19 protein-coding genes and 1 tRNA gene are annotated in these 25,414 nt (G+C 60.3%); 3 read left to right on the top strand and 17 right to left on the bottom strand.

The features are described 5' to 3' along the window. Positions 1-78: 78 nt before the first annotated feature. The 5 genes from NPS46_RS24340 to rpsU form a co-directional block, all read right to left on the bottom strand. Positions 79-155: transfer RNA gene (locus tag NPS46_RS24340), tRNA-Ile, on the bottom strand. 27 nt (positions 156-182) lie between these two features. Continuing rightward, positions 183-3,914, bottom strand: coding sequence for a bifunctional diguanylate cyclase/phosphodiesterase (locus NPS46_RS24335; RefSeq protein ID WP_274111779.1), 3,732 nt, complete (start codon positions 3,912-3,914; stop codon positions 183-185). A gap of 115 nt (positions 3,915-4,029) precedes the next feature. Further along, entirely contained in the window at positions 4,030-5,877 is a 1,848-nt protein-coding gene (gene rpoD / locus NPS46_RS24330) for an RNA polymerase sigma factor RpoD (RefSeq protein WP_274111777.1), read from the bottom strand. A 68-nt stretch (positions 5,878-5,945) separates the two neighbouring features. Beyond that, positions 5,946-7,904 (bottom strand): DNA primase, encoded by a 1,959-nt coding sequence (gene dnaG, locus NPS46_RS24325; RefSeq protein ID WP_274111775.1) that lies wholly within the window; start codon positions 7,902-7,904, stop codon positions 5,946-5,948. A gap of 431 nt (positions 7,905-8,335) precedes the next feature. Then, positions 8,336-8,551 carry a 30S ribosomal protein S21 gene (gene rpsU, locus NPS46_RS24320; RefSeq protein WP_002551877.1) on the bottom strand — a complete coding sequence of 72 codons (216 nt, stop codon included), beginning with the start codon at positions 8,549-8,551 and terminating at the stop codon, positions 8,336-8,338. Between the two features lie 197 nt (positions 8,552-8,748). Here rpsU and tsaD point away from each other — a divergent pair, with 197 nt between their 5' ends. Next, entirely contained in the window at positions 8,749-9,774 is a 1,026-nt protein-coding gene (tsaD, locus tag NPS46_RS24315; RefSeq protein WP_274111773.1) for a tRNA (adenosine(37)-N6)-threonylcarbamoyltransferase complex transferase subunit TsaD, read from the top strand. Positions 9,775-9,814: 40 nt separating this feature from the next. Here tsaD and plsY read toward each other — a convergent pair whose 3' ends face one another. Then, on the bottom strand, positions 9,815-10,384 hold the full coding sequence (gene plsY / locus NPS46_RS24310; protein ID WP_274111771.1) for a glycerol-3-phosphate 1-O-acyltransferase PlsY: 570 nt from the start codon (positions 10,382-10,384) through the stop codon (positions 9,815-9,817). A gap of 74 nt (positions 10,385-10,458) precedes the next feature. Here plsY and folB point away from each other — a divergent pair, with 74 nt between their 5' ends. Together folB and folK are read left to right on the top strand one after the other, a co-directional pair. Next, positions 10,459-10,812, top strand: a complete 354-nt coding sequence (gene folB / locus NPS46_RS24305) for a dihydroneopterin aldolase (protein ID WP_274111769.1) — start codon at positions 10,459-10,461, stop codon at positions 10,810-10,812. Further along, a complete protein-coding gene (folK, locus tag NPS46_RS24300; protein ID WP_274111767.1) occupies positions 10,803-11,330 on the top strand; it encodes a 2-amino-4-hydroxy-6-hydroxymethyldihydropteridine diphosphokinase in 528 nt (175 codons plus the stop codon). Before folB ends, folK begins: the two co-directional genes overlap by 10 nt. Here the strand turns inward: folK and NPS46_RS24295 are convergent. From NPS46_RS24295 to NPS46_RS24245, 11 genes are all read right to left on the bottom strand, one after another. After that, positions 11,319-12,554: a multifunctional CCA addition/repair protein gene (locus NPS46_RS24295; RefSeq protein WP_274111766.1), complete on the bottom strand. Its 1,236-nt coding sequence runs from the start codon at positions 12,552-12,554 to the stop codon at positions 11,319-11,321. The two genes, folK and NPS46_RS24295, sit on opposite strands and share 12 nt — an antisense overlap. 64 nt (positions 12,555-12,618) lie before the next feature. Then, the gene (locus NPS46_RS24290) at positions 12,619-14,181 is read right to left on the bottom strand and encodes a SpoVR family protein (protein WP_274111764.1); all 1,563 of its coding nucleotides are present in this window, start codon (positions 14,179-14,181) and stop codon (positions 12,619-12,621) included. Then, complete coding sequence (locus NPS46_RS24285; RefSeq protein ID WP_274111762.1) at positions 14,178-15,449, bottom strand: YeaH/YhbH family protein; 1,272 nt, start codon at positions 15,447-15,449, stop codon at positions 14,178-14,180. The genes NPS46_RS24290 and NPS46_RS24285 overlap by 4 nt, the downstream gene beginning before the upstream one ends. Before the next feature lie 109 nt (positions 15,450-15,558). Continuing rightward, complete coding sequence (locus tag NPS46_RS24280; protein WP_274111759.1) at positions 15,559-17,481, bottom strand: PrkA family serine protein kinase; 1,923 nt, start codon at positions 17,479-17,481, stop codon at positions 15,559-15,561. Between the two features lie 297 nt (positions 17,482-17,778). Next, positions 17,779-18,108: a thiosulfate sulfurtransferase GlpE gene (glpE, locus tag NPS46_RS24275; RefSeq protein ID WP_274111757.1), complete on the bottom strand. Its 330-nt coding sequence runs from the start codon at positions 18,106-18,108 to the stop codon at positions 17,779-17,781. A gap of 14 nt (positions 18,109-18,122) precedes the next feature. Then, complete coding sequence (locus tag NPS46_RS24270; protein WP_274111755.1) at positions 18,123-19,004, bottom strand: symmetrical bis(5'-nucleosyl)-tetraphosphatase; 882 nt, start codon at positions 19,002-19,004, stop codon at positions 18,123-18,125. Beyond that, positions 19,004-19,384, bottom strand: coding sequence for a Co2+/Mg2+ efflux protein ApaG (gene apaG / locus NPS46_RS24265; RefSeq protein ID WP_274111753.1), 381 nt, complete (start codon positions 19,382-19,384; stop codon positions 19,004-19,006). The genes NPS46_RS24270 and apaG overlap by 1 nt, the downstream gene beginning before the upstream one ends. 117 nt (positions 19,385-19,501) lie before the next feature. Beyond that, positions 19,502-20,311 (bottom strand): 16S rRNA (adenine(1518)-N(6)/adenine(1519)-N(6))-dimethyltransferase RsmA, encoded by an 810-nt coding sequence (gene rsmA, locus NPS46_RS24260; RefSeq protein ID WP_274111751.1) that lies wholly within the window; start codon positions 20,309-20,311, stop codon positions 19,502-19,504. Further along, positions 20,308-21,297 carry a 4-hydroxythreonine-4-phosphate dehydrogenase PdxA gene (gene pdxA, locus NPS46_RS24255; protein WP_274111749.1) on the bottom strand — a complete coding sequence of 330 codons (990 nt, stop codon included), beginning with the start codon at positions 21,295-21,297 and terminating at the stop codon, positions 20,308-20,310. The genes rsmA and pdxA overlap by 4 nt, the downstream gene beginning before the upstream one ends. Continuing rightward, positions 21,294-22,586 (bottom strand): peptidylprolyl isomerase SurA, encoded by a 1,293-nt coding sequence (gene surA, locus NPS46_RS24250; RefSeq protein WP_274111747.1) that lies wholly within the window; start codon positions 22,584-22,586, stop codon positions 21,294-21,296. Before surA ends, pdxA begins: the two co-directional genes overlap by 4 nt. Next, positions 22,567-25,386, bottom strand: coding sequence for an LPS-assembly protein LptD (locus tag NPS46_RS24245; RefSeq protein WP_274111745.1), 2,820 nt, complete (start codon positions 25,384-25,386; stop codon positions 22,567-22,569). The genes surA and NPS46_RS24245 overlap by 20 nt, the downstream gene beginning before the upstream one ends. Between the last annotated feature and the right edge of the window lie 28 nt (positions 25,387-25,414).

Below are 25,414 nucleotides of genomic sequence, written 5' to 3'. Positions count from 1 at the left end.
GTACCTTTAGACTATAGGATTGGTCTAGCGGTTTTTGAAGCAGGCATGAAAAAGCCGCGCAATGCGCGGCTTTGAGTATGGTGGGCCCACACGGACTTGAACCGTGGACCAAAGGATTATGAGTCCTCTGCTCTAACCAACTGAGCTATAGGCCCTCAGTAGGCCGCGCATTATAGCGATGCTTACTCGGCTGTGCCATCCGAAAACTCCGAAAGCGCCAGGCTGAGAAAGGTCGCGGCAAACTCGTCGGCAGGTAAGGGCAAGCTGACAATGTAGCCCTGGATTTGCTCGCAGCCTTCGGCCCGCAGAAACGCCTGTTGGGCGCTGTTTTCGACTCCTTCGGCAATCACGGTGAACTGCATGCTGCGGCCCAGCGCGATGATGGCCCGTACGATTGCCGCGTCGTGTGGGTCGTTGGGCAGGCCGCGGACAAAGGATTGATCGATTTTCAGGATGTCCAGGGGCAGGCGCTTCAGGTAGCTGAGTGACGAATAGCCGGTACCGAAGTCGTCAATGGCCAGTTGCACGCCCAGGTGCTTGAGTTGGTGCAGCACGCTGAGGGCTTCTTCGGTCTGGCTCATGATGAAGTTTTCAGTGATTTCCAGCTGCAGGCAGCCGGGTTCGAGATGGTGTTGGCGTAGCAACTGCTCGATTCGCGCCAGCAGGTTGGGCTGGCGCAGTTGGGCTCCGGCCAGGTTGACTGACAGCGGCCCGAAGTCGCCGTACAGCAGGTTCCAGTCGTGCAATTGCCGGCAAGCCTGTTCGAGTACCCAGTCGCCCAGTTGCAGGATCATGCCGTTCTCTTCGGCCAGGGGGATAAAGCGTTCCGGGGGCACATCGCCAAAGGTGGGGTGATGCCAGCGGATCAGGGCTTCGGCGCCGACCAGTGCCAGGCTGCCCAGGCTGATTTTTGGCTGGTAGTAGAGCACCAGTTCATCGCGTTCCATCGCACGGCGCAGTTCCTGCTCCAGGGCAATCCGCTCGCTGGCCTGGGCCGTCAGGTCGCGGGTATAGCGTTCCACGCGGTTGCGCCCCTTGGCTTTGGAGCGATACATCGCCGCATCGGCATTTTTGATCAGGCTGGCGACATCACAGCCATCCTTGGGATAGAAGCTGCTGCCGATACTGGCGCTGATAAAGAATTCGTGTTCGCCGGCCTGGAATGCCGCACTGAAGCAGTCCAGCAGTTTACTGGCGATATGGTCGGCATCGCTGGGCTGCTGCAGGCCCGGCAGCAGGATAATGAATTCATCGCCGCCCAGCCGGGCGACCGTATCGATATCGCGCAATTGCTCCTTGAGGCGCGTGGCGATGCTTTTGAGCAGCAAGTCACCGACCGGATGGCCGAGGCTGTCATTGATATGCTTGAAGCGATCCAAGTCCAGGAACAGCACTGCGCCCTGGCTGCCGCTGTCCTGCTGGTCGATCAGGGCGCTATGGAGGCGGCTCTCGAAGAGTGTGCGATTCGGCAGACCGGTCAAGGGATCGTGATGAGCCTGGTAGTCGAGGCGTGCCTGGGCATGTTTCAGGCTGGAGATATCGGCAAACACGGCCACGAAATGGGTGATGAAGCCGTCGCTGTTGCGCACGGCATTGATGGTCAGCCAGCTGGGATAGAGCTCGTCATTTTTGCGTCGGTTGTAGATCTCACCCTGCCAGTGACCTTCTGCGGTCAATTGGTGCCACATCGCGACAAAGAACGCGCTGTCGTGCTGCCCGGACGCCATAAGGCGAGGTGTATTGCCCAGGGCTTCGATCTCGCTATAGCCGGTAATTTCACTGAATGCTCGGTTTACGGCGGTAATGCGCTGGCGGGTATCGGTGATCAGGACGCCCTCGGCGGTACTTTCAAAGACCGTCGCGGCCTGTTGCAGTTTTTCCTGCATCAGGTGGCGTTCGGTGATGTCCCGGGCGATGGTCAGCATGCAGTCTTCGTCGCCAATCGGCAGGGGGCGACTGGAGAGTTCGCACAGGCGAATCTGGCCATCGGCGCGACGCACATGGCAGAGAAAGTCACGGACGTAGCCATTGCGCTGGATCATGGCCAGCATCTGCCGGCGTTCGTCGAGATTGACCCACAGGCCCAGATCGACGGTCGATCGATCGAGCGAGCTGGCACTGGCATAGCCGGTCAGGCGGCTGAAGCCCTCGTTGACCTCGATCAGCAGGCCATCGCTTTGCCGGCTCAGCAGCAGCCCGTCGGGCGATGCATGAAATGCCTTGGCGAACTTCTCTTCGGAGGTTTGCAGTTTTTGCTGGGTCTCTTTCAACTCGCTGATATCGCGTACCACCAGCAGGACGGCAGGGGTTGTGTCCAACTCAAAGGGCTCGGCGGAGATCAGGCTGGTAAAGCACTCGCCATTGCTGCGCCGCAGGGGCATCTCCAGATTGCGTACGCTACCGGCTTGCAGACGCACCAGCAGGCTCGGGCCAATTCCGGCGATTCCCCAAATATTCAGTTCGGTGGCGGTCTGGCCGACCACCTGTTCGGCGCTCAGGCCGATTTGCTCCTCGAATGCCTGGTTGACTTCCAGCAGGCAGCCGTCGGTTATCCGGGCAATCACCAGAATGTCGGGGCACTGCTGGAACACCGAGGCGAATTTTTGCTCGGACAGGCGCAAGGCTTCTTCGGTGTGCTTGGTTTCGCTGATGTCGATCATCAGTCCGCGCATCACCACCCCGTTGCCATGTTCGGTCAGGCTGACGATATCGCGCACCCACAGGCTGCGGCCATCAGCGGTGATAACCCGATAATCGAGGCTATGGTCGCGGCCGGCTTTGAGCTCGTGTTCACAGAACAGCTGTGCACGGCTCAGGTCGGCAGGGTGGGTAATGCTGCGCCAGAACCCCGGCATCAGCCAGTGCGACTGGGGGTAGCCGAGCAGCGCCTCGGCATGGGGCGACACGTAGCTGTAGGTGAAATCACTGGAACCCGCCTCCCAGGCAATGGCCGAGAGGTTCTCGACCAGGCCTCGATAATGGTATTCGCTGCGGCGCAATTCCTGCTCCAAGGCCACCCGTCTGCCAATCTCCGAGCTCAGGCGACGGTTGATGCCGATCACGACGGCCAGGATCGCCACGAGCAGCAAAATGGCTGGCAGCCCATAGAGCAGCAGGTCGTACCAGAAGGTGCGATCGTCCAGCACATTACCGATCCAGCGTTGTTGTATAGCTTCGGCTTCCTGGGGAGTGATATCGGCCAATGCCTTGTCCAGAATGCCAACCAGGATCGTTTCCTGTATTGGCACGCCCATGGCCAGTTGATAGCGATAAGGCGTCTGGCCGCTGACATACAAGCCCGCGAGCTTGAGCTGGCGCAGGTTCCAGACGCTGGAGGCGAGATCACCCACCACTGCATCGACCTGATCGGTGGCCAGTGCTTGCAGCGCTGAACTGACATTGGGCAGCGCCACCAGATTCAGGTCGGGGTAGTGGCTGCGCAGCAGTTCGTGGGGGGCGTAGTCCTGGACCACGGCAACCTTGAGGCCGTAGAGGTCCTTCATATTGCGCGGTTTGGCGCCGCCTTCATGGGCCAGGATGACAATCGGAAAATCCAGGTAGGGGCGGGTAAAGGCCAGGTAGTTTTGCCGCTCGGGGGTCGACATGATCCCCGGCAGCAGGTCGACCTTGCCCTCCTTGGCCAGTTGCAGCACCGCGCTCCAACTCATTGGCTCGATGGGTTGTAGGCTGATTTTCAGGCGCTTTTCGACCAGCCTGATGTAGTCGGCGGCCAGCCCTTCGTAATGGTTGTCCTCATCCCGAAGCTCGAACGGTGGCCACGAAGCATCTACGCCCAGGAGCACACGTGGGTGGGCGTCGAGCCAGTGTTGCTCTTCATCGGTCAGTGTCAGTGCGTTAGCCGTCGCGGTCCAGGTAAGTAGCGACAGCCACAGCAGGGCCGGCAGTCTGGGCATAACGGTCTCGTTATGGCACGGGAGAATGCTTCGAGTGTAGACGGGCAAATGGCCAGATAGGGGGGAACATCAATGGCTAGAAAGCAAAACCCCCGGCAAGCCGGGGGTTTTGTCATTACTCGTCGAGGAAGGAGCGTAGATGCTCGCTTCTCGTCGGGTGGCGCAGCTTGCGCAGCGCCTTGGCTTCGATCTGACGAATCCGCTCACGGGTCACATCGAACTGCTTACCGACTTCCTCAAGGGTGTGGTCGGTATTCATGTCGATGCCGAAGCGCATGCGCAGTACCTTGGCTTCACGCGCGGTGAGGCCGGAGAGTACTTCGCGGGTCGCTTCCTTAAGGCTCTCAACAGTGGCGACATCGATCGGCGACTGCATGGTCGAGTCTTCGATGAAGTCACCCAGATGGGAGTCTTCGTCATCACCGATCGGGGTTTCCATGGAGATCGGTTCTTTAGCGATCTTCAATACCTTGCGGATCTTGTCCTCAGGCATTTCCATGCGCTCGCCAAGCTCCTCCGGAGTTGGCTCACGACCCATTTCCTGGAGCATCTGCCGGGAAATACGGTTGAGCTTGTTGATCGTCTCGATCATGTGCACCGGGATACGAATGGTGCGGGCCTGGTCGGCAATCGAGCGAGTGATCGCCTGACGGATCCACCAGGTGGCATAAGTCGAGAACTTGTAGCCGCGACGGTATTCAAACTTGTCCACGGCCTTCATCAGGCCGATGTTGCCTTCCTGGATCAGGTCGAGGAACTGCAGGCCGCGGTTGGTGTACTTCTTGGCGATGGAGATCACCAGACGCAAGTTCGCTTCAACCATCTCTTTCTTCGCGCGACGGGCCTTGGCCTCGCCGATCGACATGCGACGGTTGATGTCCTTGATCTCGGCGATCGTCAGGCCGGTCTCGGCCTCCAGCGCGCTCAGTTTCTGCTGGCAACGAATGATATCCGGCTGCAGACGGGCAATGGCTTCGGCGTACTTGCTTTTGCCTTTGGCCAGGGCGTCGGTCCAGCTTTCGTCAACTTCGTTGCCCGGGAACTGGCGCAGGAAATCGGCGCGCGGCATACGTGCATCACGTACGCACAGCTGCATGATCGCCCGCTCTTGAGCGCGAAGACGCTCCAGGGCACTGCGAACACGCTCGACCAGGCCTTCGAACTGCTTGGGAACCAGCTTGATCGGCATGAACAGCTCGGCCAGCGCCAACAGCTCGGCAATCGCCTGCTTGTTGTTGCGACCATGCTTTTTCAGGGCCTTGCGGGTGATTTCCATCTGCTCGGCCACAGCGCCAAAACGCTGGGCTGCGATGACTGGATCCGGACCGCTTTCGGCTTCTTCTTCGTCGTCGCTGCTTTCGGCTTCTTCGTCTTCGCTGTCGTCATCGGCCTTGGCGGCTTTGGCGTCGACAGGCGGAGGTACTTCGGCGGCTGGCGGCGCAATGCCGTCATCCGGGTCGATGTAACCGCTCAGAACGTCGGAGAGGCGACCACCTTCGCTGGTAACGCGAGTGTATTCGCTGAGGATATGGTCAACCGTGCCAGGGAAGTGCGCGATAGCGCCCATCACTTCACGGATACCCTCCTCGATACGCTTGGCGATTTCGATTTCGCCTTCACGTGTGAGCAGCTCTACCGTACCCATTTCGCGCATGTACATGCGCACCGGGTCAGTAGTGCGACCGATGTCGGTTTCCACAGCCGCCAACGCTGCCGCAGCTTCTTCAGCGGCAGCTTCGTCGGTGTCGGCTTCGGCCAACAAAAGGGCATCCGCATCCGGAGCACTCTCGAATACGTTGATCCCCATGTCATTGATCATGCGGATGATGTCTTCCACCTGTTCCGGATCTGAAATATCCTCCGGCAGGTGGTCGTTGACCTCCGCGTAAGTCAGGTAACCCTGCTCACGACCGCGGCTGATCAACTCTTTGAGGCGAGACTGCTGTTGCGCTTTTCCGGACATAACACCCTATCCACTGAAGGTCTTGGCGGGCAAAAAAACAAGCCGAGGATTATACCCGAGCTGTGACCTCACGCGCCAGTTGAGGTCGGGTTTGATGCAGGAACATTGCGTTTCAACAGCTCGAGCAACTGATTTTTCTCTTCAGTGCTCAATTCGCTTTGACGCGATTTCCTGAGAAGTTGCTCCAGCGCGCGTTCGCGCTGACGAGCTGACAAGCTAGTTATGGTGTCGAAAAACTGTTGTTCAAGGTTATCTCCTTCAATCAGCCACTCCTTTTCCAGCAATCGTTGCAGCAGGCGGCCCTGTTCGGTGCCATGCCAGCGCGAAAGAAGCTGAATAGAGCTTAGCTTAGGATTTTTCTGTAAGGCTTCAATCAGGGCCACGAGAAGCTGTGCGTTGGTCTGATCTTCGGCGGCAAAATGCTCTGCTTCTTCAACCTTGGCCGCTAACTGCGGGTGATGGAGCAGGGTGCGCAGCGCTGCGAGCGTCGGCGGCTCGACGGCCGCCGGAATGCGCGGGCCACGGGGTTGATCACGATCCCCCTGGCGCTTGCCATTTTTGTCCCAGGGTTTCTTGTCCCACTTCTTGCCGTCGGCACCGGGCTTCTTCGGCGTCCACTCCTGTTGCGGTGTATAGGCGTCGCCAGGATTGTAGTCTGAGTAGTCCGGCATGGCGCCGTAATCGATGCCAGGATCGTAGGCTGGTGGCGCGTCCGGTGGCGCGCTTTGAACCAGCTGGCTCATCGCGTCGTTGCTCAGCCCGGTAATCTCGCTGAGGCGCTGACGCATCAGGGTTTTCAGGTTGGCGCCGGGCACCTTGTCGATCAGCGGTGCGGCGAGGGTGGCCATATGCGCCTTGCCCTCCAGAGAACGCGGATCGGCTTCTTCGGTCAGTTGCTGGAAGAAATAGTCAGCCAGGGGCTGTGCGTGCTGATTGATTCGGGCGCGAAAGGCGTCGGTGCCTTCGGCGCGAATCAGTGTGTCCGGGTCTTCGCCCTCGGGCAGGAACAGGAAGCGTGCGCGCCGGCCGTCCTGCAGGCTGGGCAGGGTGGCTTCGAGGGCTCGCCAGGCAGCATTACGCCCGGCCTGGTCGCCATCGAAGCAGAACAGCACGCTGGGCACCACGCGAAACAGGCGCTTCATATGCTCTTCGCTGGTTGCTGTGCCCAACGTTGCCACGGCATTGCGCAGCCCTTGCTGAGCCAGGGCGATCACGTCCATATAGCCTTCGACGACGATGATTTCGTCGAGGTTGCGATTGTGCTTGCGTGCCTCGAACAGCCCGTAGAGTTCCTGGCCTTTATGAAAGACCGGGGTTTCCGGCGAGTTCAGGTACTTGGGCTTGTCATCGCCCAGCACGCGCCCGCCAAAGGCGATAATGCGGCCGCGACTGTCGCGGATCGGGAACATGACGCGATCGCGAAAACGGTCGTAGCGTTTGCCGGTCTCGGCGTTTTCGATCAGCAGGCCGGCGTCGATCATGGCGCGTTGCTGCAGGCTGTCGCTGCTCAGGTGCTTGTACAGGTTGTCCCAGCCCGGCGGGGCGAAGCCGAGGCCAAAGTCTCGGGCTATTTCGCCCGTCAGGCCGCGCCCCTTGAGGTAGTCCACGGCGGCTTTGCGGGCCGGGTGGTTCTTGAGGGCCTGGCGATAGAAGTCAGCGGCGGCATTGAGCAGCGGGTAGAGCGGCGAGTCGGTGGGCTGGCGCGGCTTGTGCGCGCGACCACCTTCTTCGCGGGGGATCTCCATCCCGGCGGCCTTGGCCAGTTCCTCGACGGCCTGGGGGAAGTCCAGGTTGTCGTGGTCCATGATAAAGCCAAGGGCGTTGCCGCCGGCGCCGCAGCCAAAGCAGTAGTAGAACTGCTTGTCCGGGCTGACGCTGAAGGATGGGGTCTTTTCCTTGTGGAACGGGCAGCAGGCGGTGTAGTTCTTGCCGGCTTTCTTCATTTGCACGCGTGAGCTGACCACGTCGACGATGTCGGTGCGGTTCAGTAGGTCGTCAATGAAGCTCTGGGGGATTAGCCCGGCCATGGCGTTCTCATCGCAGCAGTAGAGACGGAGCTAGCGCAACGCTATTCGATACAGCGTGCAGGGCAAGTCGCTGCTCGATGATCGGTCGTTGGCCCGTGCACGGTCGGAAAGTGTATCTGCCAAAAATCTTCTGACGTTAGCTTCAATCAGGCTTTTTGGTTTGGTTTTTTTAAAGCGGCTATCGAGTCCGGCGGGGACCTGGGTGGTCGCGCAATGCTCGAGAGCGTACGGAAAGGGTGTGCTCGTCAATAGCCTTGGAAGGCTCGTCAGTAAGACGTGCACCGCTGGCAGGAGCCAGGTCTGACGGGGTGAAGCAGGGTTGTCGCGGTCGCATGGGCGGCGTTGACGTAAAGCATCAAGCGATATCCGCAAATGCCATAAGCCCGGCTGAGGGCCGGGCTTGGCAGAAGCTTGCGACAAACGTCTGTGTATTAGTACAGACGAACGGCGCGGCGCTGCTCGCGCTGAACTTTCTTGGCGTGACGCTTAACAGCGGCTGCTGCTTTGCGCTTACGCTCAGAAGTCGGCTTCTCGTAAAATTCGCGGCTACGAACTTCAGCCAGAACACCGGCTTTTTCGCAGGAGCGCTTGAAACGACGCAGAGCTACGTCGAAGGGTTCGTTCTCTTTAACTTTGACGGCTGGCATCCAGAGCTACCTTCATTCATTACCGGGGTCAACGTCTCTAGGCAAAACGCGCAGGAGATCGTCGGTTTTTAAGGGTTGCGGATGTTAACCCCTCACAGCCGGGAATGCAAAGCCTCTGATCGAAAAGCGCTGGCCGGGGCAGGGAGTGACGACTATTATGCGCGCCTTCGAATTCAGCCTCTACAAGGCGCAAACCCATGCTAGTACTGGGATTAGAAACTTCTTGCGATGAAACCGGTGTCGCATTGTATGACAGTGAGCGCGGGCTCTTGGCCGATGCGCTGTTCAGTCAGATCGATTTGCATCGGGCCTATGGTGGCGTTGTGCCCGAGCTTGCGTCGCGCGATCACGTCAAGCGCATGCTGCCGTTGATCCGCCAGGTCTTGGCCGAAGCCGACTGCGTGCCGACCGAAATCGACGCCATTGCCTACACTGCCGGGCCGGGCCTGGTCGGCGCGTTGCTGGTGGGGGCCTCGTGCGCCCAGTCCCTGGCTTTTGCCTGGGGTATTCCGGCCCTGGGCGTGCACCATATGGAAGGCCACTTACTGGCGCCGATGCTGGAAGAGCAACCGCCGGAGTTTCCGTTTGTCGCCTTGTTGGTGTCCGGCGGGCACACCCAGTTGGTTCGGGTCGACGGTATCGGTCAATACGAGTTGCTGGGCGAAACCCTGGACGATGCGGCGGGTGAAGCGTTCGACAAGACCGCGAAAATGATGGGGCTCAACTACCCTGGCGGGCCGGAAATCGCCCGGATGGCGACTCAGGGGCAAGCCGGGCGTTTTGTGTTTCCGCGGCCGATGACCGATCGTCCGGGGCTGGATTTCAGTTTTAGCGGCTTGAAGACCTTTGCGCTGAATACCTGGCAACAGTGCCAGAGTGCCGGGGACGACAGTGAGCAAACCCGTTGCGACATCGCCCTGGCCTTTCAGCAGGCGGTGGTGGAGACTTTGACCATCAAGTGCAAGCGGGCCCTCAAGCACGCGGGCATGAAGCGTTTGGTGATCGCTGGCGGCGTCAGCGCCAACAAGGCCCTGCGCGTTTCGCTGGAGACCATGCTGGGTGCCATGCAAGGCAATGTGTACTACGCGCGCCCCGAGTTCTGCACGGACAATGGTGCGATGATTGCCTTTGCCGGTTGCCAGCGTTTGCAGGCCGGTCAGCACGAAAGCCTGGCAATCACTGTGCAGGCGCGCTGGCCGATGGAGCAGCTGTCGCCGTTGTAAGTGGGCTGCGAGCGGGCTGAACGATTTTCATGGTGGGTATTCAGAAATGCCGTTCGCGTCCCGCAAACAGGTCACGTAGATTGCCGCGGTGTCGCCAGACGATCAGCCCTGTAAGGGCTGACATGGGCACCAGCGCGGCGGGCTCCTGCCAGGCCAGCAATGGCAGGGTCAGGGGCGTGGCAATCAGTGCGGCCAGGGAGCTGGTACGGGTCAGGTAGAAGGTCAGCAGCCATGCGCCAATGGCCAGTAATGCGGCGGGAGGATAAAGCCCCAGCAGCATGCCGGCGGCGGTCGCGACGCCTTTGCCGCCTTTAAAGCGGAAGTACACCGGATAAAGATGGCCGAGTACGGCGCAGACCCCGATCCAGGCCTGCTGTTGCAGGGAGAGGCCGATCAGGCTGGCGATCAGCACCGGCAACAGGCCTTTGCACAGGTCGCCGAGCAAGGTCAGCACGGCCAGTTTTTTACCGGCCAGGCGCAGCATGTTGGTCGCGCCAGCATTGCCGGAGCCGCTCATGCGTGGGTCGGGGTTGCCCGTCAGGCGGCTGAGTAGGATGGCGAAGGACAGGGAGCCAAGCAGGTAGGCGAGGATTGCCAGTAACCAAAACATGCTAACCATTCCGGGCGGGGACGCCCTGATTCTAACGGCGCATTGCGCCCTTGTCGTGCTGCGGAGAAGAGTGCTTGGACAGAGTGTTTATCGAGGGCCTGGAAGTCGACACCGTGATCGGTGCCTATGACTGGGAGCGTGGCATCCGTCAGTGCCTGCGTCTTGATCTCAGTTTTGCCTGGGATAACCGCCCGGCGGCAGCTGGCGATGACCTGACCCTGGCGCTCGATTACGCCAGCGTCAGTGCGCGTATCCAGGCTTTCGCCGAGCAGGCGCAGTTCCAATTGGTGGAAACCTTTGCCGAGCGCCTGGCGCAAGTGTTGATGAGTGAATTCCAGATTCCCTGGCTGCACTTGAAACTGACCAAGCCGGGTGCCGTTGCGGCGGCCCGTGGCGTGGGCGTGGAGATCGAGCGCGGATGTCGCTAACTCAGGTTTATCTTGGGCTCGGCAGCAATATCGAGCGCGAAACCCATCTGTGTGCGGGGCTCGACGCGCTGGCCGGATTTCTGCTCGACCTACGCTGTTCGGCGGTGTTCGAGAGTCAGCCGGTCGGGATCAAGAGTGGTCCCTTCTTCAATCTGGTCGTGTCGGCGTTTACCGACCTACCATTGATGGAGCTGGACCGGCGGCTCAAGTTCATCGAGGCCGACAATGGCCGCTACGCCCCCGAACGCAAGGGCCTGCCGCTGGATATCGACGTGCTGTTGTATGGCGAACAGGTGGGCAATTTCGACGGATTGATTCTGCCGCGAGCGGAAATTCTGCGAAATGCCTTCGTCCTGTGGCCATTGTCGTTGATCGCGGCGCAAAAACTGCACCCGGAAGTTGGCCGCAGTTTTGCCGAGTTATGGGCCGAGGCGCAGATCGACCAAGTGCTCGCGCCGGTGCCGTTTGAATGGCGTGGGGTTCAATTGACGCCGGCGGCATTGCTCTCAGTTCGCTGAAACGGCCTGCGCCTTGTAGGCAGTCAGTGCCTTCAGGCGTTCGTGCTTGAGGGCCTCGCCCAGATCCGGGCCCTTGAAACCCTGTTCCAGCAGGGGTTGCACCGCGACAGCCTGGGCAGCGGTGGCCGCGCCACGCAGGTAATCGGCCTGTGAATACGGCCGATCCTCCAGGCCGAGACGACCGCGTGCGTCCATCTCGCAAGCCATGATGAATTCCTCGAAGCGCTGCGGCCTGCGGTAGATATCAAACCGTTGCAATAGCTCGAGCAGCGTCGAGGGCTTGAGCTCGAGCGCGCGGTGGCCATGGGTGTGGAACTCTCCCACCAGCAAGGCCAGCTCCTGGCAATCGCGGGGGGCCTTGAAACGCTCGTTGACCGCTTTGATCAGGCGCAGGCCCTTAAACTCATGGGCGATATGCCGTGGCCATTGCTCTGGCGGGGTCAGACCTTTGCCCAGGTCGTGCAGCAGGCAGGCCCAGCGTACGGTCAGCGGCTGGGCATGCCGTGCAGCCTGTTGCAGAACGCTCAGGGTGTGTACGCCGCTGTCGATCTCCGGATGATGGATGGGGGGCTGCGGTACCCCAAACAGCGCGTCGACTTCAGGCATCAGCACCTGCAATGCGCCGCAGTCACGCAGCACCTGGATAAAGACCTGGGGTTGATCTTCCATCAGGGCGCGGGAAATTTCCTTCCAGGTACGCTCTGCCGTCAACGCCTGTAGCTCGCCGCTGGCGCTGAGCTGGCGCATCAGTTCCAGGGTCGGCGCGGCGACGGTGAAACCCAGGTCGGCATAGCGCGCGGCAAAGCGGGCAACACGCAAAACCCTCAAGGGGTCTTCTGCAAATGCAGGGGAAACGTGGCGGAGCAGGCGATTCTTTAAATCGTCCTGGCCGTGATAGGGGTCGGTCAACTGGCCGTGTTCGTCCTCGGCCATGGCATTGATGGTCAGGTCGCGTCGGATCAGGTCTTCTTCCAGGGTCACTTCGGGGCTGGCGTGGAAGATGAAGCCACCGTAGCCGCGACCGCTTTTACGCTCGGTGCGGGCCAGAGCATATTCCTCACCGCTTTGAGGGTGGAGAAATACCGGGAAATCGCTGCCGACAGGGCGAAATCCTCGGGCCAGCATGTCCTCGGCCGTGGCGCCGACTACGACCCAGTCGATATCGGTGACAGGTCTGCCCAACAGGCGGTCACGGACCGCGCCGCCGACTTTGTATATCTGCATGATGAATCTCCGTTAGCGCCACAGGATAACCCTTGCATGGCGCCAACGCAGGTCCGGCTTGCGGCTAAAGGTGAATGACGGCCAGGTCCAGGCGTCCGTACTCGCCTTCGGCATGTTCGCCCTTGGGGGGGACATGGTGGGTCTTCATGACCTGGTCGCCCTGCAAGGTTTCCAGGTGGATATCGAAGCCCCAAAGACGATGCAGGTGCTTGAGCACTTCTTCAGTGGAGTCGCCCAGTGGTTTGCGGTCATGTTGCTGGTGGCGCAGGGTGAGCGAGCGATCGCCCCGTACATCGATGCTCCAGATCTGTACGTTGGGCTCGCGGTTGCCGAGGTTGTACTGCGCGGCCAGGGTTTCGCGGATCGTCCGGTAGCCACTTTCATCATGGATGGCCGGCACCAGCAGGTCGTCTTTCTGGTCATCATCAAGGATGCTGAACAGCTTCAGGTCGCGGATAACCTGCGGTGAAAGGTACTGCAGGATAAAACTCTCGTCCTTGAAGCTGCTCATGGCGAACTTGAGCGTGGAGAGCCAGTCGGTCCCGGCGATATCCGGGAACCAGCGGCGGTCTTCTTCGGTGGGGTGTTCGCACATACGGCGAATGTCACGGTACATGGCAAACCCCAGCGCATAGGGGTTGATGCCGCTGTAATAGGGGCTATCGAAACCAGGCTGGAAGACCACGGCGGTGTGGGAGGTCAGGAACTCCATCATGAAGCCTTCGGTCACCAGGCCTTCGTCATACAGGTCGTTCATCAGCGTGTAATGCCAGAACGTCGCCCAGCCTTCGTTCATGACCTGGGTCTGGCGCTGTGGATAGAAGTACTGGGCGATCTTGCGCACGATCCGCACGATCTCGCGTTGCCAGGGTTCCAGCAGTGGGGCGTGCTTCTCGATGAAGTACAGGATGTTTTCCTGGGGCTCGGCGGGGAAGCGCGCGTTGTCCTTGTCGCTGAGCTTGCCGGCGCCCTTGGGAATAGTGCGCCAGAGGTCGTTGATCTGCTTTTGCAGGTGCTCTTCGCGGTCTTTCTGGCGCCGTCGTTCTTCTTCGGCGGAGATCGGGTAAGGGCGTTTGTAGCGGTCGACCCCGTAGTTCATCAGGGCGTGGCAGGAGTCGAGCAGGTCCTCGACCGCGTCGATACCGTGGCGTTCTTCGCACTGCATGATGTACTGCTTGGCGAAGACCAGGTAGTCGATGATCGAGCTGGCATCGGTCCAGGTGCGGAACAGATAGTTGCCCTTGAAGAAGCTGTTGTGCCCGTAGCAGGCATGGGCAACCACCAGCGCCTGCATGCAGATGGTGTTTTCTTCCATCAGGTAGGCGATGCAGGGGTCGGAGTTGATCACGATCTCGTAGGCGAGCCCCATCTGCCCGCGACTATAGGATTTTTCGGTGCTGAGGAAGTGTTTGCCATAGGACCAGTGGTGGTAGCCCAGGGGCATGCCGACCGAGGCGTAGGCATCCATCATCTGCTCGGCGGTGATGACCTCGATCTGGTTGGGATAGGTGTCCAGGGCGTAGCCCGCCGCGATACGACTGATTTCCCGGTCATAGGCCTGGATCAGCTCGAACGTCCATTCCGAGCCGGTGGAGATGGGTTGGCGTTTCTGCTCTTTGGCGGTCATGTCACTAACCTGCGCTGGAAGAGTTCACGGAAGACCGGGTAGATATCGCCGGCCGAGACCAGTTGCTGCTGGGCGAAGGTATCGGCGAAGGCATCACCGATACGCTCGTATTCGTACCACAGGGCCTGGTGTTCGCGGGGGGTGATCTCAACGTAAGTGTAGTACTGCACAAACGGCATGATCTGGTTGATCAGGATGTCGCGGCAGATCGGCGAGTCATCGTTCCAGTTGTCGCCATCGGAAGCCTGGGCGGCATAGATGTTCCACTCATTGGTGGGATAGCGCTCGGCCATGATTTCCTGCATCAGCTTCAGGGCGCTGGAGACGATGGTGCCGCCGGTTTCCCGGGAGTAGAAGAACTCCTCCTCGTCGACTTCGCGGGCGCTGGTGTGGTGGCGGATAAAGACCACCTCGATCTTGTCGTAGTTACGCTTGAGGAACAGGTACAGCAGGATGAAGAAGCGCTTGGCGATATCCTTGGTCGCCTGGGTCATGGAGCCGGACACGTCCATCAGGCAGAACATCACGGCCTTGGAGCTGGGGTTGGGCTGCTTGACCAGCAGGTTGTACTTGAGGTCGAAGGTGTCGAGAAACGGTACGCGATGAATACGTGCGCTCAGGCGCTCGATTTCCGCCTCCATGAGCTGGATATCGCCGAAATTGTCCGGTTCTTCCCGTTTCAGTCGTTCCAGTTCGGCCTTGGCTTCACGCAGTTTGGCCCGGCTGCTGCCGGACAGGGCGATTCGCCGCGCATGGGCTGAGCGCAGGGTGCGGATGATATTGATGCGTGACGGGTTGCCCTCGTTGCTGATCCCCGCGCGCACGGTTTTGAAGGTGTCGGTGCCGGTCAGGTTGCGCTTGACCAGGTTTGGCAGCTCCAGGTCCTCGAACATGAACTCGAGGAATTCCTCCTGAGTGATCTGGAAGACGAATTCGTCCATTCCTTCGCCGGAATTGCCCGCTTTGCCCGGGCCCTTGCCGCCTGCGCCGCCGGATGGGCGGGGGATATGCTCGCCGCTGGTGAACTCCTTGTTTCCAGGGTGAACCACGGTCTGCTTGCCGCCACGGCCATGGTGAAGCACCGGCTCATCGATATCGCGACCGGGAATGCTGATCTGCTCGCCGTGTTCCATATCGGTGATGGAGCGGCGGCTGACGGCTTCTTCGACTGCTTTTTTGATGTGGTCACGGTAGCGCCGCAGGAAGCGCTGGCGGTTCACCGTACTCTTGTTCTTGCCATTGAGACGTCGGTCGATCACATAGCTCATGGGCCCCTCCGGAGAGCTTCAAGTCGTAAGCTGCCCGCTGCAGGCCGCTCGAACGACCCTCTGGGGCGTCCGGCGGCTTGAAGCTTGGCGCTAAAGGCTTGCCGCTGCTTCACTGCGATTTTCTGACCCGTAGGTACCACTCGGAGAGCAGACGTACCTGTTTGTCGGTGTAGCCGCGTTCGACCATTCGAGTGACAAAGTCGTTGTGTTTTTTCTGGTCCTCTTTGCTCGCCTTGGCGTTGAAGCTGATGACCGGCAGCAGGTCCTCGGTGTTGGAGAACATTTTTTTCTCGATCACCACGCGCAGCTTTTCATAGCTGAGCCAGGTCGGGTTCTTGCCATTGTTGTTGGCCCGGGCCCGCAGGACGAAATTGACGATTTCGTTGCGGAAGTCTTTCGGATTGCTGATGCCGGCCGGCTTCTCGATTTTCTCCAATTCTTCGTTGAGGGCCACGCGGTTGAGGATTTCCCCGGTTTCCGGGTCGCGGTATTCCTGGTCCTGGATCCAGAAATCGGCGTAGAGCACATAGCGGTCGAAGATGTTTTGCCCGTACTCGCTGTAGGACTCGAGGTAGGCGGTCTGGATCTCCTTGCCAATGAATTCGATATAGCGCGGGGCGAGGTATTCCTTGAGGAAACGCAGATAGCGTTCGCGCGTCTCCGCCTGGAATTGCTCCTGCTCAATCTGCTGTTCCAGCACATAGAGCAGGTGCACCGGGTTGGCGGCAATCTCGTGCGGGTCGAAGTTGAAGACTTTCGAGAGGATCTTGAAGGCGAAGCGGGTCGAGAGACCGTTCATGCCCTCGTCGACGCCCGCGCTGTCGCGATATTCCTGGATCGACTTGGCCTTGGGATCGGTGTCCTTGAGGTTTTCGCCGTCGTAGACACGCATCTTGGAGTAGATATTGGAGTTCTCCGGCTCCTTGAGGCGCGACAGGACGGTGAACTGGGCCAGCATCTTCAGGGTGTCGGGCGCGCAATGGGCCTTGGCCAGGGAACTGTTGAACAGCAGTTTGTCGTAGATCTTCACCTCGTCGCTGACCCGTAGGCAGTACGGCACCTTGACGATGTAAATTCGGTCAATGAAGGCTTCGTTGTTCTTGTTGTTGCGAAAGGTATGCCACTCCGATTCGTTGGAGTGGGCCAGCAGGATCCCGGTGAAGGGGATCGCGCCCAAGCCTTCGGTGCTGTTGTAGTTGCCTTCCTGGGTGGCGGTGAGCAAGGGGTGCAGCACCTTGATCGGCGCCTTGAACATTTCGACAAATTCCATCAAGCCCTGGTTCGCGCGGCAGAGTGCGCCGGAGTAGCTGTAGGCGTCTGCGTCGTTCTGCGGGAATTCTTCCAGCTTGCGGATATCGACCTTGCCCACCAGCGCCGAGATATCCTGGTTGTTTTCGTCGCCTGGCTCGGTCTTGGCCACGGCAATCTGGTTGAGGATCGAGGGGTAGAGCTTGACCACGCGGAACTGGCTGATATCGCCACCGAACTCGGCGAGGCGCTTGGTCGCCCAGGGCGACATGATGGTGTTGACGTAGCGGCGCGGGATGCCGAAGTCCTCTTCGAGAATGGCGCCATCCTCGGCGGCATTGAACAGGCCCAAGGGCGACTCGAAGACGGGCGAACCCTTGATGGCATAGAAAGGGACTTTTTCTATGAGTTGCTTGAGCTTTTCAGCCAGGGAAGATTTACCGCCACCCACCGGGCCGAGGAGATAGAGGATCTGCTTCTTCTCTTCCAGGCCCTGGGCGGCATGACGGAAGTAGGAAACGATCTGGTCGATGCATTCTTCCATGCCATGGAAGTCTTCGAAGGCCGGGTAACGGCGGATCACCTTGTTCGAGAAAATCCGCGACAGGCGGGAGTTGGTCGAGGTGTCGAGCAGCTCCGGCTCGCCAATGGCCAGCAGCAAGCGCTCTGCCGCCGAGGCATAGGCGCTGCGATCCTTTTTGCAGAGTTCCAGGTACTCCTGGAGCGTGAGCTCTTCCTGGCGTGTGGATTCAAAGCGTTGTTGGAAGTGGCTAAAAATACTCATGACGTCACCTCGCTCGATACGTGGAGCCGACGTCAGATCATTCAGTCGCGTGCTGGCAAGCAACCGAAGATCAGTTGCCGTGTACCCCCCAGAACGCCGTCAAGGCAATGGCGACCTTGAGGCTACTACCGATGACCCGCACGCCGGTGTACCGGCTCTCCCCTGATTTGGATGGCCTGGGCTTAAGGATAGTTCGGAATCGGGGAGGTCAAGGCGCAATGCACAATTAGTTCGCCCTGACCGTTCGTCAGGTGAGGCGCAACCCCGCGCAGAACGCGGGGTGGAGGGCAGAAAAAATTATTCTGCCGGGCTTTGGGCGGTCTCGGCGGGGAAGGTGCCGCGCCACAGTTCAAAACCACCATCCAGGCTGTAGACATCGCTGAAGCCTTGGCTAACCAGGTAGGCCGCCGCGCTCTGGCTGGAGTTGCCGTGATAGCAGACCACGACCAGCGGTGCGTCGAGGTCGGCGCCCCGGATGAAGTCCTGGATGTTCTGGTTGTCCAGGCGTACCGCGCCATTGATATGGCCTGATGCGTAGGCTTGCGGATCACGGATATCGACCACCACCGCGCCTTTTTCGCGCAGGGCCTGGGCCTGTTCCGGGGGGATGCGTTTGAACTCGGTCATGGGGGCTCCTGGGCCTAGCGCTCGGCCGGCTTGGCTGATGATTCGGATAAAGGGGCTGGGGTGTGTGGTTTGATGCCATCGGGGGCCTTGCATTCGCAGCGCAGGCGCACGCCGGTATCGACATTGAGCAAGGTCATGGCGCCGCCCCAGACGCAGCCGGTATCGAGGGCGAAGATGCCCGGCTCGTTGCAGCGCCCTTCGAGCGCCGCCCAGTGGCCGAAGATGATCTTGTGGTCCTTGGTCTTGCGGTCTTTGTAGCTGAACCAGGGGGCATAGCCACGCGGGGCGGTATCGATGCCTTCCTTGCTCTTGAGGTCGAGCTTGCCGTCGCTGGTGCAAAAACGCATGCGCGTGAAGTAGTTGGTGATCACGCGCAAGCGCGTAACGCCCTTGAGTTCCGCGTCCCATTTATTCGGCTCATTGCCGTACATGCCATCGAGAAAGGGCGCAAAGAGGTTGTCGTCACGCAGTGCGTCCTCGACTTCGGCCGCGCACTTGAGGGCCTTCTTCAGGGACCACTGGGGTGGAATGCCGGCATGGACCAGGGCGATATCGCGCTCGGCGTCGTAGTGCATCAGCTTTTGCCGGCGCAGCCAGTCGAGCAGGTCGTCACGATCCGGTGCGGCGAGGATCTCGCTCAAGGTGTCGCTTTTTTTCAGACGCTCAATATTGTGCCCGGCAGCCAGCAGATGGAGGTCGTGATTGCCAAGGACGCAGACCAGTGAGTCGCGCATTGCATAAAGGTAGCGCAGGGTTTCCAGGGACTGCGGTCCGCGGTTGACCAGATCGCCGACCAGCCACAGGCGGTCTTTGGCTGGATCGAACGCGACCTGTTCCAGTAGGCACTTGAGTGGCTCCAGGCAGCCTTGCAGGTCGCCGACCGCGTAGACCGCCATCAGTGCAGCGCTCCGGGAACCGCCAGGCGGAACGGCGCGATCACGGCGTCGAAATGCTGGCCATCGTCCGCGAGCATCTGGTAACTGCCCTGCATATTGCCCACGCGGGTCGGCATGACCGTCCCGCTGCTGTAGGTATGGCTCTGCCCGGCAGGGATCAGCGGTTGCTCGCCGACAACGCCGGCGCCGCGCACCTGCTCGACATGGCCGTCGCCATCGGTAATCACCCAGTGGCGCGACAGCAACCTGGCTGGCAGCAGGCCGTTGTTGCGCACGGTAATGGTGTAGGCGAAGGCGAAGCGGTTGTGCTCGGGTTGCGACTGTTCTGCCAGAAAGCGAGTGACGACGCTGACGTCGACCTGATAGCGGGGATCGGACATGCGAGAGGCCTTGGAAGCAAAAGCGGAAGACACTGACTGAGACGCTCAGTCTAGGCCAACTACCGGGCAGTAGACCAGACGGCTGTCTGCTCTCCTGCCCCGGCAGGGAAGACGCGATCAGTTGGCGGGAGCGGGCTGCTCGCTGAGTTTGTCGGCCAGGCGGACAAACGCTGCCAGGTCGAGCTGCTCGGGGCGCAAGCCACCATCCACACCCGCGGCCTCGATCTCGGCGCTGCTCAGCAGGGCCTTGAGGGTATTGCGCAGGGTCTTGCGGCGCTGGTTGAACGCTTCGCGCACGACGCGCTCAAGCAGGCGGTGGTCTTTGGCCGGGTGGGGCAGGGTGGCGTGCGGCACCAGGCGGACAATCGCCGAATCGACCTTGGGCGGCGGGTTGAACGCGCCAGGGCCAACGTTGAACAGGTGTTCGACCCGGCAGTGGTACTGCACCATGATCGACAGGCGACCCCAGTCGCCACCGCCTGGGCCCGCGGCCAGGCGTTCGACCACTTCCTTTTGCAGCATGAAGTGCATGTCGCGAATCAGGCTGGCGTTCTGCAGCAGGTGGAAAATCAGCGGCGTCGAGATGTTGTAGGGCAGGTTGCCGACCACGCGCAGGGTGCCTGGAGCGGCATTCAGGCTGTTGAAGTCGAACTTCAGTGCATCGCCCTGATGCAGGTTGAAGTTGTCCTTGCCGGCAAATTGCTGATTGAGGATTGGGATCAGGTCCTTGTCTAGCTCCACGACGTCGAGCTGGGCGCCGCTGTTGAGCAGGCCTTCGGTCAATGCGCCCTGGCCCGGGCCGATTTCCAGCAGGCGGTCATCGGCCTTGGCGTGGATGGAGCGCAGGATGCGGTCGATGACGCCGGCATCGTGCAGGAAATTCTGACCGAAGCGCTTGCGCGCCCGGTGTTGGTATTGCTCGCTCATATACGGGTCTCGGCCATCTGGTAGGCGGTTTCCAGGGCGACCTGCAGGCTGCCGGTATCGATCTTGCCGCTGCCGGCCAGATCCAGGGCAGTGCCATGGTCGACGGAGGTGCGGATGATCGGCAGGCCAAGGGTGATGTTGACCGCGGCGCCGAAGCCTTTGTACTTCAGCACGGGCAGGCCCTGGTCATGGTACATCGCCAGCACTGCATCGCAGTGCTCCAGATATTTGGGGGTAAACAGAGTGTCGGCTGGCAGCGGGCCACGTAGATCCATGCCCTCGCGGCGCAGACGCTCCAGTGTCGGTTCGATGATGTCGATTTCTTCATGGCCCAGATGCCCGCCTTCGCCGGCATGGGGGTTGAGCCCGCAAACCAGGATGCGTGGCTGGGCAATGCCGAACTTCTGTTGCAGGTCGCTGTGCAGGATGCGTGTGACCCGCTCCAGGCGTTCGGGGGTGATTGCATCAGCGATCTGGCGCAACGGCAGGTGAGTGGTGACCAGCGCCACGCGTAAGCCGCGGGTTGCCAGCATCATCACCACCTGGGCGGTGTGCGTCAGGTCGGCAAGAAATTCGGTATGGCCGGAGAAAGCGATGCCGGCTTCGTTGATCACGCCCTTGTGCACGGGGGCGGTAATCATCCCCGCAAAGTGTCCGTCCAGGCAGCCCTGGGCCGCGCGAGTCAGGGTCTGCAGCACGAAGGCAGCATTGCGTTGGTCCAGTTGCCCGGCCGTTACCTGGGTCTGTAGTGGGGTATCCCAGACATACAGGCTATGGGCGGGGGCTGGTCGGTCGGGCCAGTTGCCTGGGCCGGCGTCGAGCAGGTCGACGGCCACGCCCAGTTGCGCGGCCCGCTCTAGGAGCAGGGCGCGGCTGGTAATGGCAATCAGGGGGTAGGGCTGGGGTTGCGAGGCGAGTAGCAGGCACAGGTCTGGACCTATGCCCGCCGGTTCGCCGGGAGTCAGTGCGAAACGCTGGGGTTTCACAGCTTGATTTCCACGTAGGCCTCGTCACGGATCTGACGGAGCCAGGTTTGCAGTTCTTCGTCGTATTTGCGGTTACGCAGTACGGTCATGGCTTGCTGTTCGCGGGCCTGGCTGGTGCTGTCAGTGGCGCGACGGCCAAGGACTTCCAGTACATGCCAGCCGTATTGGGTCTGGAACGGCTTGGACAGCTTGCCTTGTGGGGTCTTGGCCATGACTTCGCGGAATTCCGGCACCAGTGCGTTCGGGTCGACCCAGTTGAGATCGCCGCCGTTGAGCGCCGAGCCCGGATCTTCCGAGAAGCTTTTTGCCAGATCGGCGAAGTCTTCGCCGGACTCGATGCGCTCGTAGATCTTTTGCGCGAGTTTGCGGGTTTCGGCTTCGCTGCGAATTTCGCTCGGTTTGATCAGGATATGACGAACATGGACTTCGTCACGCACCACGTTCTCGCCGCCACGCTTTTCCAGGATCTTGAGGATGATAAAGCCACCTGGAGTACGCATTGGCTCGGTGACATCACCCACGGACATCGAGCTGAGCAGGCGATCGAATGGCGGTGGCAACTGAGCGGCTTTACGCCAGCCCATGTCGCCGCCTTCCAGTGCGGTTTCGCTGGCCGAGCGAGCAATAGCCAGTTGGCCGAAGTCGGCGCCTTGCTTGAGCTGCTGGTAAACCTCGCCAGCTTGACGCGCGGCGGCCTGGATCGCTTCCGAGTTGGCGCTTTCCGGGGTCGGGATCAGGATATTGGCCAGGTGGAACTCTTCGGAGAGCTGCATCTTGCCCAGGTCCGAGGCGAGGAAGTTCTTCACTTCCTGTTCCGTGACCTGCACGCGCTCGGCCACCCGGCGCTGGCGCACGCGGCTGATGATCATCTCGCGGCGTACCTGGTCGCGAGCATCCTCGTAGGACAGGCCGTCGTGGGCCAGGGCCGCACGGAACTGCTCCACGCTCATGCCGTTGCGCTGGGCAATGGTGGCAATCGCCTGGTTCAGTTCTTCGTCGGTGATCCGGATGCCGGAACGCTCGCCGATCTGCAGTTGCAGGTTTTCGACGATCAGGCGTTCCAGCACCTGCTGGTTCAGCACATCGGCCGGCGGTGCGCCGGCACCGCGCTTGGCGATGGTTTGCTGAACCTCGTGGACCCGCTGGTCCAGCTGGCTGCGCATGATCACGTCGTTGTCGACGATCGCCACAACCTGGTCCAGGGGCTGTACCGCAGCATGCACTGCGCTACCCAGCAGCATGGCGCCCAGCATCAGCGGGCGCAGACAATCAGAAAGCTTGGTCTTCACGTTCACGATAACCTTGAATGCCTTTGTCGAGGAAGCTCTCTACTTTCTGGCCAACAACGCCACCGAGTCCCTTCAGAACGATTTGTAGGAAAATGCCGCGGTCGCCTTTTTCGTTTTCCGGGGCGTCCTGACTGAATTCGTCATACTTGACCCAGTAACGGCTGATCAGGCGCAGTTTCCAGCAGCAGTTGTCGTACTCGAAGCCACCAAAGGCTTCCAGGGTACGGTTGCGGTTGTAGTCGTACTGCCAGCGGCTGATGGCGTTCCATTGCGGCACGATCGGCCAGATCACCGAGAAGTCGTGCTGCTGGATCTTGTAGTAGTCCTTCACGTAGCCAGCGGTGCCCGGGGTGCCGTAGTTACCATTTGGGGTCCATTTGCCGCTGTTCTGGTCGTAACGGACGATATCGTTGCGATAGCGATAGCCGGCGTTGATCACCTTGTTCGGGTTGTCTTCCGGCTGGTAGTGGAACATCGCGCTGCCGGAACGGGTCTTGTGGCTGTCCGGATCCCAGTTGAAGTCGGACGTCGCGCGCCAGTCGCGGTTGAAGCGATAAGCGTATTCCAGGGCGTACGGCGAAACCTTGGCGGTCGCTTCGTCGCGCTTGCGGTAGTCGATACCCGGCAGTTGGACGGTACGATCCTTGAAGTAGTAGGCCTGGCCGACGCTGAAGCGCTGACGTTCAAAGCCGTTTTCTTCGATCCAGCGGTTGGTGACGCCCAGGGATAGCTTGTTCTCGTCACCCACGCGGTCGGAGCCGGAGAAGCGGTTCTCACGGAACAGCGAGGCGTAGTTAAAGGTGCTTTCGCTGGTATCGAAGACCGGAATGTCCTTTTGGTCTTTCTCTGGAACATAGAGATAGAACAGGCGCGGTTCCAGGGTCTGGCGATAGTTGGTGCCGAACCACTGGGTATCGCGGTCGAAGTACAGGCCGCTGTCGATACTGGCGATCGGGACGCCGCGGTTTTGCGAGCTTTTGAATTTCTCGCCCATAGCCGAGGCATTGTTGCGACCAGTGATGAGGTCGTCACGGCCTCGGGAATCGATGTCGAGATCGTACTGGGTGTACATGTACTTGAGCGATGGCGTCAGGTAGCCATAGCTCCAGTTGAGCGGCAGGCTGACACCCGGCTTCAGGTTCAGGCGGTCGCCAGTGGAGCGTGCGAGGCCTGAAATATTTTCGTCAAGACGCAGTGAGCCTGTCGAGCCACCGGCATTGAACGGACCGCCGTCCTTGTCGAAGTAGCGACCGCTTTCCAGGTTGCGCTCGAAACGCACTGCTTCGGTCTTGTAGGTGAAGTCCAGGCCGCCTGGGTGGTAAGGCAGCGCGCCGTCGAAGGTCAGCTGTGGCAGGCGATCGTAAGGGGTGATATTGGACACACTGGCCAATTGATAGGCCTGCACATTCAAGCGTGCGGTGTAGTCATCGCCCCGGTAGGTCGCGGCGGCCTGCTGGTTCACATACTCGGCTGAAGACACGCCCATCTGGTCGGTCTGCAGGTCCTGGAAGTAGTACGGGTCGCTGATCTTGGTGTAATCCACCTCGGTCATCAGGCGCGAGTCCAGGCCGCCCTTGTGCTGCCAGTTGATCATGTAGCGGCTTGTCTTGGCGTCGGTCTGCTTGCTGCGATCATTGCTTTCATCGTTGAGGAATGCGCCGCCGAACTGACCTTCGCTGGATTTGGTCAGGTAGCGGAATTCGCCTTCCATCAACAGGCCGCGCTTGCTCATGTAGCGCGGATACACCGTGGCGTCGTAGTTGGGCGCCAGGTTGAAGTAGTACGGCGTGACCAGCATAAAGCCGGTATCGCTGCCGCTGCCAATGGTCGGCGGCAGGAAGCCGGACTGGCGGCGATCATCGATCGGGAAATAGATGTACGGCGTGTACAGAACCGGGATGTCCTTGACGCGCAGGGTCACGTTGGTCGCGGTACCGAAACCGGTCGCCGGGTTCAGCGTGATGTTGTTGCCCTTGAGCTGCCAGGCGTTGCTGTTCGGTTCGCACGTGGTGTAGGTGCCGTCCTTGAGACGGATAATCGCGTTCTCGGCACGCTTGGCGTACAAGGCGTTGCCGCGGATGCGCGATTTGTGCAGCACATACTCGGCATTGTCGATCTTGGCTGCGCCAGTATCGAGTTCAACCTCGGCATGGTCACCGACGATCAGCGCGCCGTTGTCGCGCAAGCGCACATCGCCATTGAGTTCGCCACGGTTCTCGGCTTGGTACAGGTTGGCCTCGTCGGCCTCCAACTGCATGCTGCCCTGGCGCATGACCACGTCACCGGCGAGGGTCGCGATCTGCTCTTCCTGTTGGTAACGCGAAGCCTTGGCACCGATAAAGGTGGGCGCGTCACTTTTTTTCGTCTTGTCATTCATGCCAGGACGAATCGGTTCGATATAGGAGCCAGAGCAATAAGGGCCTGTCTCGGCCAGTTGGGCCGCCGTCAGGTTCTCGCGAGGGACCCAGTCGAGGTGGCTGTAGTCAGCGCTGCGGGACTTGAGGCCCCGGCCCTTGCTCTCGTTGACCAGCGTGCCCGAGGCGACTTTTTCGCCACCGGCGCCGCTGTCCGCCGCGCTCGCATTGTTCGAGCTGACCGCCGCCCCGTCATGCACGGGGCGTGGTGGCAACTGAGCAGTGCTGGCTTTTGGCGCGCAGTCCCAGGCACCCGAAGCAGAGACTGAGCAGTCATACTGTTCCGCGGCGACCACGAAGGAAGTGGCTAGAGGTTGCATGGCCAGCAGACTGCCGGTTACCAGCAACGGGAATTTTTTACGAAACGCGGGGGATTTCAATGCCATCTTATTAGTCCGGGCTTCCTGCGTGCCA

This window comes from Pseudomonas putida, from assembly GCF_028682395.1.
GTDB classification, from domain to species: domain Bacteria; phylum Pseudomonadota; class Gammaproteobacteria; order Pseudomonadales; family Pseudomonadaceae; genus Aquipseudomonas; species Aquipseudomonas putida_AB.
Note: the sequence above shows the minus strand (reverse complement) of the source record. Positions and strands in the feature narration are given on the sequence as shown.

What these genes read in the sequence shown, in the direction of transcription:
- NPS46_RS24335 (WP_274111779.1), bottom strand. Translation starts at nt 3,914, where the DNA reads ATGCCCAGACTGCCGGCCCTGCTGTGGCTGTCGCTACTTACCTGGACC.
- NPS46_RS24270 (WP_274111755.1), bottom strand. Translation starts at nt 19,004, where the DNA reads ATGGCGGTCTACGCGGTCGGCGACCTGCAAGGCTGCCTGGAGCCACTC.
- rpsU (WP_002551877.1), bottom strand. Translation starts at nt 8,551, where the DNA reads ATGCCAGCCGTCAAAGTTAAAGAGAACGAACCCTTCGACGTAGCTCTG.
- apaG (WP_274111753.1), bottom strand. Translation starts at nt 19,384, where the DNA reads ATGTCCGATCCCCGCTATCAGGTCGACGTCAGCGTCGTCACTCGCTTT.
- NPS46_RS24290 (WP_274111764.1), bottom strand. Translation starts at nt 14,181, where the DNA reads ATGACCGCCAAAGAGCAGAAACGCCAACCCATCTCCACCGGCTCGGAA.
- glpE (WP_274111757.1), bottom strand. Translation starts at nt 18,108, where the DNA reads ATGACCGAGTTCAAACGCATCCCCCCGGAACAGGCCCAGGCCCTGCGC.
- plsY (WP_274111771.1), bottom strand. Translation starts at nt 10,384, where the DNA reads ATGTTTTGGTTACTGGCAATCCTCGCCTACCTGCTTGGCTCCCTGTCC.
- dnaG (WP_274111775.1), bottom strand. Translation starts at nt 7,904, where the DNA reads ATGGCCGGGCTAATCCCCCAGAGCTTCATTGACGACCTACTGAACCGC.
- NPS46_RS24280 (WP_274111759.1), bottom strand. Translation starts at nt 17,481, where the DNA reads ATGAGTATTTTTAGCCACTTCCAACAACGCTTTGAATCCACACGCCAG.
- NPS46_RS24245 (WP_274111745.1), bottom strand. Translation starts at nt 25,386, where the DNA reads ATGGCATTGAAATCCCCCGCGTTTCGTAAAAAATTCCCGTTGCTGGTA.
- NPS46_RS24295 (WP_274111766.1), bottom strand. Translation starts at nt 12,554, where the DNA reads ATGCAGATATACAAAGTCGGCGGCGCGGTCCGTGACCGCCTGTTGGGC.
- tsaD (WP_274111773.1), top strand. Translation starts at nt 8,749, where the DNA reads ATGCTAGTACTGGGATTAGAAACTTCTTGCGATGAAACCGGTGTCGCA.
- folK (WP_274111767.1), top strand. Translation starts at nt 10,803, where the DNA reads ATGTCGCTAACTCAGGTTTATCTTGGGCTCGGCAGCAATATCGAGCGC.
- NPS46_RS24285 (WP_274111762.1), bottom strand. Translation starts at nt 15,449, where the DNA reads ATGAGCTATGTGATCGACCGACGTCTCAATGGCAAGAACAAGAGTACG.
- rpoD (WP_274111777.1), bottom strand. Translation starts at nt 5,877, where the DNA reads ATGTCCGGAAAAGCGCAACAGCAGTCTCGCCTCAAAGAGTTGATCAGC.
- rsmA (WP_274111751.1), bottom strand. Translation starts at nt 20,311, where the DNA reads ATGAGCGAGCAATACCAACACCGGGCGCGCAAGCGCTTCGGTCAGAAT.